Raw genomic sequence first — 11,760 nt, 5'->3', positions numbered from 1 at the left:
ATCTTCGGCCCGGTGGTCTCGGTGACGTCTTTCACCGACTACGACGACGCGATCGCGATCGCCAACGACACCATCTACGGGCTGGCCGCCGGGGTATGGAGCCGCGATGGCAACACCGCCTACCGGGCCGGCCGCGACATCCAGGCCGGACGGGTGTGGGTCAACTGCTACCACGCCTATCCCGCGCACGCGGCGTTCGGCGGCTACAAGCAGTCCGGCATCGGCCGGGAGAACCACAAGATGGTCCTCGACCACTACCAGCAGACCAAGAACCTGCTGGTGTCCTACTCGCAGACGGCACAGGGTCTTTTTTGATGGGCATGCTCTGATGGACGCACCGGACCGGGTGCTGGTCACCGATCCCGCCGCCGAACTGCTGGCGCGGCTGGTGGCACGCCACGGTCCGGTGATGTTTCACCAGTCCGGTGGCTGTTGCGACGGGTCGGCGCCGATGTGCTACCCCGACGGCGACTTCATCGTCGGTGACCACGATGTGCTGCTCGGTGTACTTGACCTGGAAAACGGGGGAGCCGGCATCGAAGTGCCGGTCTGGATCTCCGGCCCGCAGTTCGCCGCGTGGAAGCACACTCAGCTGATCATCGACGTGGTCCCGGGCCGCGGGGCCGGGTTCAGCCTGGAGGCGCCGGAGGGCATGCGGTTTCTGACGCGCAGCCGGGCCTTTACCGGCGACGAGAACACGCTGCTGGAAACAGTCCCGGTGATCACCGGGTCGCTACCACGCTGACCGGCGCGAACGCCGTAAAATCTGTCGGTGTGATTCCGCTGCCACGGCCTTGGTTGTTGAGCAGCGCCATGCTGGTCGGCGTAGCGGTCGGCATCTTGGCCGGGATCGGCTTGAGCCTGGTCATCACCACGCCGCTGCGTCCGGACGTCGCGATCACGCTGGTGCTCGGCGCCCCCAGCATCGCGGGCCTGGTGCTGGTGTTCGTCTCCTCGCGCCGGTGGGTAGTCGCCCTGGGTGCGTTTCTGCTCGCGATGGCGGTCGGGTGGTTCGGCGCGCTGGCTGCGATTCAGGTGGTGTCGGGTGTCTGAGACCACCGACACGGGCTCGCTGCCGATGACCGAGCCGCATATGGCGCCGATCTTCGACACCGGGCCGCACCCGGTACCGCTGCCCGGGCCGGCTGAGGCGCCGGACGAACCGCACACCGGTGCCGAGCCGATTCCGTGGGCCGACCCGGAAAGCGCTACGCCGCCGTCCGCGCTGCCGGCGGCCAAACCACCCAAACCGGTGGTCCTCACCGGTCAGTATCAATACCTGAAGTGGTGGCAGCTGGCCCTGGTGCTGTTGGCGGTGTGGATTCCGGCAGCCGGGATCGGCCTGGGCCTTTTCGCCTGGTGGTACAGCCTGGCCGACAAGACGCCGGCCGTCTTTGTTGTGCTGATCTATGTCGCGGTGTGCGTGGTCGCCGGGGTGATCGCGGCGATGGTGGGGGAGAAACCGCTGATGTCGGCGGTGGCAATCGCGTTGATGTCGGCGGTGTTCGCCGCCGCGCTCGCCGCTGCGCCGCTCTACGGGCACTACTACTGCCAGCATGTGAGTCGCTGCGTCGCCGGGGTTCTGCCGTACTGAGCTGACGGGCAGCTCATCCCGAATGCCTACTTCGCCAAGGTGAATTGGTTGACATCGACCTGGCGTTGCCGGAACATCTTCGCGCAGCCCGTCAGGTACTTCATGTAGCGGTCGTAGACCTCTTGCGACTGGATCGCAATGGCCTGCTCGCGATGCGATTCCAGCGCTTCCGACCAGCAGTCCAAGGTCCTGGCGTAGTGCGGTTGCAAGGACTGCACCCGGGTGACGGTGAAGGCGGCCTCGGCGGCGCGCTCCTCGACCATCGAGACCGACGGCAGCCTGCCGCCCGGGAAGATCTCGGTCATGATGAATTTGATGAAGCGAGCCAACTCGAACGTCAACGGAATGCCTAGTTCCTTGGCGTACTTGGGGTTCATGCCACAGATGGTGTGCAGCAGCATCACGCCGTCGGAGGGAAGTGCGTCGTAGGCCATCGAGAAGAACGCGGGATAGCGGTCGTGGCCGAAGTGCTCGAAGGCCCCGATCGAGACGATCCGGTCTACGGGCTCGTCGAACTGTTCCCACCCCTGCAGCAACACCCTTCGGTCACGGGGACTGTTCATCGCGTCGAAAGTCCGCTGTACATAGGCGGCTTGGTTCTTTGACAGGGTCAGGCCGATGACGTTGACGTCGTAGCGTTCGATCGCCCGAGACATGGTGGCGCCCCAGCCGCAGCCGACATCGAGCAGCGTCATTCCCGGTTGCAGGTCGAGCTTGCCCAACGCCAGGTCGATCTTGGCCAGCTGGGCCTCTTCGAGCGTCATGTCATTGCGTTCGAAGTAGGCGCAACTGTAGGTCTGCGACGGGTCCAGAAACAAACGGAAGAAGTCGTCGGACAGGTCGTAATGTGCCTGGACGTCCTCAAAATGTGGTGTCAGTTCTTTGGCCATGGCGGCCTCGCCTTTCGGTGGATCAGGCGCTCGCCCCGGCGGCACCGACCGATCCGCAGGCTGCGGCGAAACGGGTCGTGCTGCTCCGTGCGCCGAAACGTCGCTAGGCGCCTTCGGCTTGAGGTACGTCACAAGGCTGACGTCGAGCATCTCGTCGGCGAAGTAGTGTTCGCACCCGCGCAGGTATTTCATATAGCGCTGGTAGACCTCTTCGGAAGTGAGCTGCACGGCGATGTCCTTGTTGGCTTCCAGTGCGTCGCCCCAGATCTTCAGTGTCTTGATGTAGTGCGGACGTAGCGAGAGCGGTTCGGGCACAACGAAATGCGCTTTCTCGCCGCGCTGCACCATCATGTCGGTGGACGGCAGCCGGCCACCCGGGAAGATCTCGGTGACCATGAACTTGATGAACCGCGCCGTCTCGAAACTGAGCTTCTTGCCGCGGGCATTGAGGTCGTAAGGGTGGTAGCTGACGCTACTCTGGATCGTCATCCGCCCATCATCGGGCAGGATCTTGAAGCAGTTGCCGAAGAAGTCGTCGTAGCGCTCAAAGCCGAAGTGCTCGAACGCCTCGATCGACACGATCCGGTCCACCGGCTCGTGGAATTCCTCCCAGCCGTGCAACAGCACCCGTCGTGAGCGCTCGCTGTCCAGCTGGTCGAGGAGCTGGCGGGTATAGGCGAGTTGGTTCTTCGACAGCGTCAACCCGATGACGTTGACGTCATACTTCTCGACCGCACGTCGCATGGTGGCGCCCCAGCCGCAGCCGATGTCGAGCACCGTCATGCCCGGCCGCAGTTCCAGCTTGTCCAGGTTCAGATCGATCTTGGCGATCTGGGCCTCGCCGAGCGTGAGCTCCGGCGGTTCGAAATAGGCGCAGCTGTAGGTGCGGCTGGCGTCCTGGAACAGACCGAAGAAGTCGTCGGAGAGATCGTAATGCGCCTGGATGTCCTCGAAATGGGGGCGCATGGGTCTATTGCGAATCGATTCCTCAACCATGGTCCGGTTTCCTTTCGAAATGCCGCGAACGCGCCGTGGGCTATTTCTGGCAGGTGAACTGGCAGACATCGGTGTTGCCGTTTCGAAACAGTTCGGCGCAGCCGGTGAGGTATTTCATGTAGCGCTCGTAGACCTCGGCGGACTGGATCGCGATCGCCTCGTCCCGGTGGGCTGCCAACGCCGCCGCCCAGTGGTCCAGCGTGCGCGCGTAGTGCAGTCGCAGCGGCTGAACCCGGGTGACATGGAAGCCGGCTGCGGTCGCGTGCCGGTCCACCTGGGACACCTGTGGCAGCCGACCCCCCGGGAAGATCTCTTCCATGATGAACTTCACGAATCGCAGCAACTCGATCGTGATCTTCAGCCCGCGTTCTTGGAACTCTGCGCTTCCGGCCGCCACGATCGTGTGCAGCAGCATCACCCCGTCGGCCGGCAGCGCGCGGTAGGCGAATTCGAAGAAGTCGTCGTAGCGGTCATAACCGAAGTGCTCGAAAGCTCCGATCGACACGATCCTGTCGACCGGCTCGTCGAACTCTTCCCAGCCCTGCAGGAGCACGCGGCTGCTGCGCGGGCTGTCCATCGCGTCGAAGGCCGCCGCGACGTGAACGGCCTGGTTCTTGCTCAAGGTCAGCCCGATCACGTTGACGTCGTAACGCTGCACGGCCCGGCGCATGGTGGCCCCCCAGCCACAGCCGACGTCAAGCAGTGTCATCCCGGGCTGCAGCCCCAGCTTGCCCAGCGCCAGGTCGATTTTCGCGAGCTGAGCTTCCTCCAGGCTCATATCTTCGCGTTCGAAATACGCGCAGCTATAGGTCTGCGTCGGATCCAGAAACAGTTGATAAAACTCGTCGGACAGGTCGTAATGCGACTGCACATCCTCGAAATGCGGCCGCAGTGAGCTCATCATGAAATTTTTCCCCCTCAAATTGTTTACGCGGTCCGTCAGATGACCGGCCGCGCCTTCCCCCTGGCTCGGCGGCGCCGAGCTATCTGTTCTGCATGTCAACCCCACAGCAGGTGTTCGGAGCTGCTATCGGGTTACACGAACGCGGCTGCGGCAAAGTTCGGCGGCGGGATACCCGTAGACCGTGGCCGGGAAACAGCGGGCCGGTGTGCGCGGGCCCGGGCGGCGCGCAGCCCCTTCCCGCTAGGGTGGGTCCGTGACCCACTATGACGTCGTCGTTCTTGGAGCAGGTCCCGGCGGATATGTCGCGGCCATTCGTGCCGCCCAGCTGGGCTTGAACACCGCCATCATCGAGCCGAAGTACTGGGGCGGGGTCTGCCTCAATGTCGGCTGCATTCCGTCCAAAGCGCTGCTGCGCAACGCGGAGCTGGCGCACATCGTCACCAAGGAGGCCCAGACCTTCGGGATCAGCGGCACGGCCACCTTCGACTACGGCGCCGCGTTCGACCGCAGCCGCAAGGTCGCCGAGGGCCGGGTGGCCGGCGTGCACTTCTTGATGAAGAAGAACAAGATCACCGAGATCCACGGCTACGGCACTTTCACCGACCCGAACACACTGTCGGTGGCGCTCAACGACGGTGGTAGCGAGACGGTTACGTTCACCAACGCGATCATTGCCACCGGGTCGAGCACCCGGCTGGTGCCGGGCACCTCGCTGTCGGACAACGTCGTCACCTACGAGCAACTGATCCTGAGCCGGGAGCTGCCGAGCTCGATCATCATCGCCGGCGCCGGAGCGATCGGTATGGAGTTCTCCTACGTGCTGGCCAACTACGGCGTGGACGTCACCGTGGTGGAGTTCTTGCCCCGGGCGCTGCCGAACGAGGACGCCGATGTGTCCAAAGAGATCGAGAAGCAGTTCAAGAAACTGGGCGTCAAGATCCGGACCGGAACCAAGGTCGAGTCCATTGTGGACAGCGGCGCCGGTGGCCAGGTTACGGTCACGGTCAGCAAGGACGGTCAGACCGAGGAACTCAAGGCCGACAAGGTGTTGCAGGCCATCGGTTTTGCCCCCAACGTCGACGGCTACGGGCTGGAGGCGGCGGGCGTCGCGCTGACCGAGCGTCGCGCCATCGGTGTCGGCGAATACCTGCAGACCTCGGTGCCGCATATCTATGCCATCGGTGACGTCACCGGGCTGCTGCAGCTGGCGCACGTCGCCGAGGCGCAGGGCGTGGTGGCAGCCGAGACCATCGGCGGGGCTGAAACCATGTCGCTGGGCGATTACCGGATGATGCCGCGGGCCACCTTCTGTCAGCCGCAGGTAGCCAGCTTCGGGCTCACCGAGGAGCAGGCCAAGGCCGAGGGCTACGACGTCAAAGTGGTCAAGTTCCCGTTCACCGCCAACGGCAAAGCGCACGGCGTAGGCGACCCCAGCGGGTTCGTGAAGTTGATCGCCGATGCCCGCTACGGTGAGCTGATCGGCGGTCATCTGGTCGGCCACGACGTCTCGGAGCTGCTGCCCGAACTGACCCTGGCACAGAAGTGGGATCTGACGGCAAACGAATTGGCCCGCAACGTGCACACCCACCCGACCATGTCGGAGGCGCTGCAGGAATGCTTCCACGGGCTGACGGGACACATGATCAACTTCTGATTCCTCGAGTCGGTGCGCTCGGCGCGGCTGTCAGCCTTTGGCCAGCGTGAACTGGGCGACATAGCTGACATTTCGTTGAAAGAAGTCTGCGCAGCCCAGCAGGTACTTCAGGTACCGCTCGTAGACCTCTGGCGAGGTCACTGCGATCGCTTGCTCGCGGGCCGCTTGCAGTCGCGTCGCCCAGGTGTCCAGCGTGCGCACGTAGTGCGGCGTCAGATCCTGGCGGTCGGCGATGGAGAGCCCTGCAGCGCAAGCGAATTCGACGACGTCCTCGTCGCACGGTACCGAGCCGCCGGGGAAGATCTCCTTCGCGATGAAGCGCATGAACCGCAGGTCCGTCATCGTGATCGGGATGCCCATTTCCGGCCAGCGCTTGAGGGGGTGGCCCATGATGGTCTGCAGGACCATCCGGCCCTCGTCGGGCATCAGCCGGTGGCACAACCCGAAGAACGCGGCGTAGCGCTCCTTGGGGAAGGCTTCGAAGGCTTCGATGCTGACGATACGGTCGACCGGTTGGTCGAATTCCTCCCACCCGCGCAGCAGGATCTGGCGTGAGCGTTCGCTGTCGACGTCGTCGAGCAGTCGCTGGCCGAGGCTGCACTGGTTTCTGCTCAACGTCAACCCCACCGCGTTGACGTCATAGGTTTCGATTGCCCGCTGCATCGCCGACCCCCACCCGCACCCGACATCGAGCAGCGTCATCCCCGGGGCGAGATCCAACTTGGACAGGGCGAGATCGATTTTGGCGAGTTGCGCCTCTTGTAGCGACATGTCCTCGCGCTCGAAGTAGGCGCAGCTATAGGTCCGGGTGGGGTCCTGGAACAAGCCGAAGAAGTCGTTCGAGATGTCGTAGTGGGCCTGCACATCGGCGTAGGCCACCGCCATCGTCGGTGCACCGCGCGTGCTGTCGCCCATCTGCCCCGCCACTTACCCGCCGCCCCGATCCGGCCGGCGGATTCGGGCAAACCCGGTCATGCGGGCGCCTTCTCGCAGGTGAACTGGACGACGTCGGTATAGCCCGTCTCGAACAGTTCGGCGCAGCCGGTGAGGTACTTGTGGAACCGCTCGTAGACGACTTCCGACGTGATGGCGACGGCCTCGTCCTTCTTGGCCTCGAGGTTGGCCGCCCATGTGCTCAAGGTGCGAACGTAGTGCGGCTGCAGGTGCTGCTCGCGAGTCACGGTGTAGCCGGCGTTGGCCGCATGGTCGGTTACCTGCGCGGCCAAGGGAAGGCGTCCGCCAGGGTAGATCTCGTCCATGATGAACTTGATGAACCGCAGCCGCGACATCGTCAGCGGCAGCTTCTTGGCCTTGATCTCCTCGTCGCTGGGGATGACGATGCTGTGCAGCAGCATCACCCCATCGTCGGGCATCCAACTGAACGTCTTCTTGAAGTAGTCGTCGTACTTGCTGAAGCCGAAATGCTCGAACGCGCCGATGGACACGATTCTGTCGACCTGCCCGTCGAACTCCTCCCAGGGCTGCAGCCGCACTTCCATGTGGCGCGTGCTGGTGGAGTTCGCGAACACGTTGTCCTCGATGTGCTGCTTCTGGTTCTCCGAGAGGGTCAGGCCGATGACATTGACGTCGTAGCGCTCGGCGGCCCGCCGAATCGTCGAACCCCAGCCGCAGCCGATGTCGAGCAACGTCATCCCGGGTTCTAGGCCCAGCTTTCCCAGCGACAGGTCGACCTTGGCCAGCTGCGCTTCTTGCAGCGTCATGTCGTCGCGCTCGAAATATGCGCAGCTGTAGGTCTGCGACGGGTCCTGCCACAGCTTGAAGAAGTCGTTGGAGATGTCGTAGTGGAACTGCACCTCGCCTTTGTCTGATCCGCGAGTCTGTGCTGCGGACTGCGACAGCCATTGGGACTTGGCTTGGGGTGCGCGTGTGGGAGGTGCCACCGTTGGTCCTCTCGGGAGAGACCTATGTCAGGGAAATGACGTGCTGGTGGCTCAACACTGGGGCCGACACTACGCCCCCCAAGATAGGAGCGCGCTGTGAGTTTTTGGCACTTAACGGGTGCCACGTTCAGGTAGCCGGTGCCGAGTGCCCGAGCGTGCAGATATACCGCAGATGCTGCGCGGGAGCGGCACACCGGCCAAGCTCGAAGATTCGCCGGGTCAGCCCCCGAAAACCGCGAAAACCCCGAACCCCACGACCATGCCGGCCACGTTCGCGCAGGCGTTGACCGCGTCGTTGCCCATCCAACGCCAGCCGGTCGACGCCGTTGTCGGCGCGCCGCAGTGCAGGCCGTCTTCCACGGTCGCACCGCACGACGCGCAGACGAAGCGGGCCTGCACGGTAGCGCCGATCAGGGTGTCGACCAGGGAGCCGGCGACGCCGGCCGCCAGGCCCACCGGCACCATCGCGAGCCCGCCGAACAGGGCGCCGAATGCGCCGACGGCCAGTGCGCCCAGCACCGTCGCAGCCGAACCCAACGGGGATACCGCTCCCGAGGTGCCCTTGGGCACTCGCGTCCGGGTGCGCAGCGACAGCGGCTCTCGGGACGAGAAGCGGCCGATCTCCGAGGCCCAGGAGTCGGCGATACCGGCCGCGATGCCGCCGATCGACACGGCGTACCAGAGCTGGTCCCCGGTGAACGCATAGCCGATCACCGGAATCAGCACCGGCAGGCCGGCGTTCACCGCGACCTGGCTCATGGTGCGCATGCCCCCGGACCGGACGGGGCGGCGATACGCGGTCAGCAGGCTGGTCAGCGAGAAGAACAGTGCGGCCGGGATGATCCAGCCCCACCCGCCGAGGCCGACGGCGACCCCGGCGATCAGGCCACCGCTGAGCGCGCCCGGCATATCCAGCCACCGCATCCGCAGCATGAACGGCACGATGGCGCAACCGAATACCACCGCCGCCAGCCATCGCAGCGCGTCGTCGGTCGAGAGCTCCCGCGCCAGGTGCAGCAGCAGGGCAACCCACGGCGTGATCAGCAGGTTGTCCGCCGCGGGCAGCACCAAAAGTTCCACCGCGGCGGTGGTCATCGCGACGAACAGCGAAACCGACACCGCCATAAACGTATTCAGTTCAAGCCCGTCCCGGCAGAACACCCAGGACACGGCGAACGCGATGGCCACGAAGGCCACCGACCCCTCCAGCGAGCGCACCCCGCCACCGGCTTCGACCCGGTGTCTGCCGTAGCGGTCCCCGATCAGCGCCGCACCGGCGTCGGCCAGCCCGAGCACCACCACACCCGCGGCGATGGCGACCCGGTCCGGCCAGAACGCCAGCACCGCGACCAACGCCCCGGCGGCGAAGCCCACCAGTCCGTAGTCGCGCGACCGGGTGCCGTCGAACACGCCGGGAACCGGGATCAGACCGCGCTCCACGATGACCGTCAAGGCCACCGTCGCCGTCGCCAGCACCCCGGCAACCACCACCCCATGCGAGAGCTGGAAGGCCGCCAGGGCGGCGAACAACCCGCACAGCGCGTGCGGGATCTTGCGGGTGACCAAAGGGCTGGCCCCGCGTCGTGCCAGTGCGCGTCCCACCACGATCAAGACCGCGGCGATCAGCAGCACCCCGCCCCCGGCGACGGCCAGGTCGTGGCTCACGGTAGCCGTCACGCAGGACTACTCATCGAAGTCCAGCGGCACCCGCAGTGCGCTCAAGGTGGCGGCCAGTGCGTCGTATTGGCTGGTCAGCATGACGAATTCGATCAGCCGGGGGCGATCCAGGTGTTCGGCCAGCTGTGCCCAGGTGGCATCGGAGAGGGTGCGGGTCTGAACCAGTTCATCGACCCCGGTCAGCAATGCCCGCTGCCGGTCGGTGAGCCCGTCGGCGCTGGGGCCTTCGAAGATCCGCGTCTGGGTGGCGTCGTCGATACCGACCGCGCGGGCCATCCGGCGATGGTGTTGCAGTTCGTACTGGCTGTCGCGCAGGTGCCCGACCCGCAGGATCACCAACTCGGTGTCGCGGGCCGAGAACTTGCCGCCCCGCATGAGCACGCCGCCGAACGGCAGCCAGGCCCACATCAGCCGCTTGTGCTGGCCGAGGGTGGTGAACAGGTGCGCCCGGGGGACGTGCTGGCGTAGGGCGATGACCTTGCAGACCAGCCAGTTGGCGAGACCGAGGTCGCGCAGGCCGGGAGATTCGGGGATACGAGAAGTCACCGCTGTTGCTTTACCAGATACGGCGAGACACTGCTGCGATGTTCGTTGAGATCCAGGTCACGGCCCAGCGCGGGGAAGGCCCGCTGCGGGCAGTTGTCGTGATCGCAGACCCGGCAACCCACTCCGATCGGCGTGGCAGGCACATCGTGGCCGGCCGCCAGGTCCAGGCCTTCGGAGTAGACCAGCCGGTGGGCGTGGCGCAGTTCGCAACCGAGCCCGATCGCGAACGTCTTGTCCGGCTGGCCCCAGCGGGAGGCACGGCGTTCGACGGTGCGCGCCACCCACATGTACTTGCGGCCGTCGGGCATCTCGGCGATCTGCACCAGGATCTTCCCCGGGTTGCCGAATGTCTCGTAGACGTTCCACAGCGGGCAGGTGCCGCCACTGGAGGAGAAGTGAAAACCGGTGGCTGACTGCCGTTTTGACATATTGCCGGCCCGATCGACCCGGACGAAGGAGAACGGCACGCCCCGCATCGACGGCCGCTGCAGGGTGGACAGCCGGTGGGCGATGGTCTCGTAGCTGACTCGGTAGAAGGCCGACAGCCGTTCGATGTCGTAGCGGAATGTCTCGGCGCTGTCGTGGAACTGCCCGTAGGGCAACACGATCGCCGCCGCGAAATAGTTGGCCAACCCGAGCCGGGCCAGAGTGCGGGAATCCTTTGAGGTGAACTTCCCCTCTTCGACCATGGCCGAGATCTGGTCGTCGAATTCCAGGTAGGCCAGTTCGGCGGCCATCTTGAAGACGCGCTGTCCCCAGGACAGATGGTTGGAGATGTCCAGAGTGCGGGTTTCGGCGTCGTAGCGGTGCAGCACCGTCTCGCCCAGATCAATGCGGCGGTTGATGTGCACTCCGTGCACCTCGGTGAGTCGATTGGCCAGCTCGACGGCCAATTCGCCCTGGTGCCTGCGCATCCGGGTGGCCAGATCTTCGGCGGCGGTGTCGAGTTCGTGCAGGTAGTTCTGGCGTTGGTAGAAGTAGTCGCGGACCTCCTCGTGCGGCATGGTGATCGCGCCGGTGCCGCTGCCGTCGGAGAAGCGCTCCTCGGTGGCCGCGGCGAGTTGGGCCGTCGTGATGCGGTAGCGGCGGTGCAGGTTGACCATCGCATGGGCCAATTTGGGGTGGGCGCTGACCAATTCGGCCACCTCGGCCAGGTCCACGTCGATGTCGAGATCGCGGTCCATGGCGACCTCGCGCAACTCGGCGACCAGCCGGGTGTCGTCCTGGGAGGCGAAGAAGCTGGCATCCACACCGAAGACCTCGGCGATCCGCAGCAGCACCGCGACGGTCAGCGGACGAACGTCATGTTCGATCTGGTTGAGGTAGCTCGGGGAGATCTCCAGCATCTGGGCCAATGCAGCCTGACTGAACCCGCGTTCGCTGCGCAGCTGGCGCACCCGGGCGCCGACATACGTCTTGGCCACCTGATCGACCCTACCTGCTGTGAAGGCCGCATTCGCATTGTTGGCATGGCATGATCCGCTCAGGGAAGACCACGGGAGCACCGATGCAGCAGACGCAGGAGCCGACCGGCCTGGCCAAGGTTTTGATGCCGGTGCCGGACCCACATCCCGACGTGTTGATAGCGTCCCGCTGAT

12 protein-coding genes and 1 pseudogene are annotated in these 11,760 nt (G+C 65.1%); 5 read left to right on the top strand and 8 right to left on the bottom strand.

From position 1 onward, the window contains the following. The 4 genes from N416_RS0120835 to N416_RS0120820 all read left to right on the top strand — a co-directional run. A partial coding sequence (locus N416_RS0120835) for an aldehyde dehydrogenase family protein (protein WP_024444025.1) occupies positions 1-315 on the top strand: 315 nt, incomplete at its 5' end. Positions 316-328: 13 nt separating this feature from the next. Next, complete coding sequence (locus N416_RS0120830) at positions 329-745, top strand: DUF779 domain-containing protein (RefSeq protein ID WP_024444024.1); 417 nt, start codon at positions 329-331, stop codon at positions 743-745. 29 nt (positions 746-774) lie between these two features. After that, entirely contained in the window at positions 775-1,053 is a 279-nt protein-coding gene (locus N416_RS0120825; protein WP_081654652.1) for a putative holin, read from the top strand. Beyond that, positions 1,046-1,594: a hypothetical protein gene (locus N416_RS0120820; RefSeq protein WP_024444022.1), complete on the top strand. Its 549-nt coding sequence runs from the start codon at positions 1,046-1,048 to the stop codon at positions 1,592-1,594. Before N416_RS0120825 ends, N416_RS0120820 begins: the two co-directional genes overlap by 8 nt. A 26-nt stretch (positions 1,595-1,620) precedes the next feature. Here the strand turns inward: N416_RS0120820 and N416_RS22025 are convergent, their stop codons facing one another. From N416_RS22025 to N416_RS0120805, 3 genes and pseudogenes are all read right to left on the bottom strand, one after another. Then, a complete protein-coding gene (locus tag N416_RS22025; RefSeq protein ID WP_036458880.1) occupies positions 1,621-2,484 on the bottom strand; it encodes a cyclopropane mycolic acid synthase family methyltransferase in 864 nt (287 codons plus the stop codon). Positions 2,485-2,592: 108 nt separating this feature from the next. After that, a pseudogene (locus tag N416_RS22020) lies at positions 2,593-3,480 on the bottom strand (cyclopropane mycolic acid synthase family methyltransferase); the annotation flags it as partial. A 40-nt stretch (positions 3,481-3,520) separates the two neighbouring features. Continuing rightward, on the bottom strand, positions 3,521-4,384 hold the full coding sequence (locus N416_RS0120805) for a cyclopropane mycolic acid synthase family methyltransferase (protein ID WP_024444021.1): 864 nt from the start codon (positions 4,382-4,384) through the stop codon (positions 3,521-3,523). A gap of 253 nt (positions 4,385-4,637) precedes the next feature. On the opposite strand from N416_RS0120805, the gene lpdA reads away from it, so the two are divergent. Further along, the gene (gene lpdA, locus N416_RS0120800) at positions 4,638-6,038 is read left to right on the top strand and encodes a dihydrolipoyl dehydrogenase (RefSeq protein ID WP_024444020.1); all 1,401 of its coding nucleotides are present in this window, start codon (positions 4,638-4,640) and stop codon (positions 6,036-6,038) included. Between the two features lie 30 nt (positions 6,039-6,068). On the opposite strand, the gene N416_RS0120795 is transcribed toward lpdA, so the two are convergent. The 5 genes from N416_RS0120795 to ramB form a co-directional block, all read right to left on the bottom strand. Then, the gene (locus tag N416_RS0120795; protein ID WP_024444019.1) at positions 6,069-6,953 is read right to left on the bottom strand and encodes a cyclopropane mycolic acid synthase family methyltransferase; all 885 of its coding nucleotides are present in this window, start codon (positions 6,951-6,953) and stop codon (positions 6,069-6,071) included. A 56-nt stretch (positions 6,954-7,009) separates the two neighbouring features. Then, positions 7,010-7,939, bottom strand: a complete 930-nt coding sequence (locus tag N416_RS0120790; RefSeq protein ID WP_036458873.1) for a cyclopropane mycolic acid synthase family methyltransferase — start codon at positions 7,937-7,939, stop codon at positions 7,010-7,012. Between the two features lie 219 nt (positions 7,940-8,158). Continuing rightward, on the bottom strand, positions 8,159-9,616 hold the full coding sequence (locus tag N416_RS0120785; protein ID WP_231384366.1) for a DUF92 domain-containing protein: 1,458 nt from the start codon (positions 9,614-9,616) through the stop codon (positions 8,159-8,161). Between the two features lie 6 nt (positions 9,617-9,622). Continuing rightward, positions 9,623-10,162, bottom strand: coding sequence for a carboxymuconolactone decarboxylase family protein (locus tag N416_RS0120780; protein ID WP_024444016.1), 540 nt, complete (start codon positions 10,160-10,162; stop codon positions 9,623-9,625). Next, complete coding sequence (gene ramB, locus N416_RS0120775; RefSeq protein WP_024444015.1) at positions 10,159-11,586, bottom strand: acetate metabolism transcriptional regulator RamB; 1,428 nt, start codon at positions 11,584-11,586, stop codon at positions 10,159-10,161. The genes N416_RS0120780 and ramB overlap by 4 nt, the downstream gene beginning before the upstream one ends. Positions 11,587-11,760: the final 174 nt, after the last annotated feature.

Origin of the sequence: Mycobacterium sp. UM_WGJ (assembly GCF_000455125.1) — a bacterium.
Classification (GTDB): Bacteria; Actinomycetota; Actinomycetes; order Mycobacteriales; family Mycobacteriaceae; genus Mycobacterium.
The sequence above is the reverse complement of the archived record's forward strand: the minus strand, read 5'-3'. Positions and strand labels throughout refer to the sequence as shown.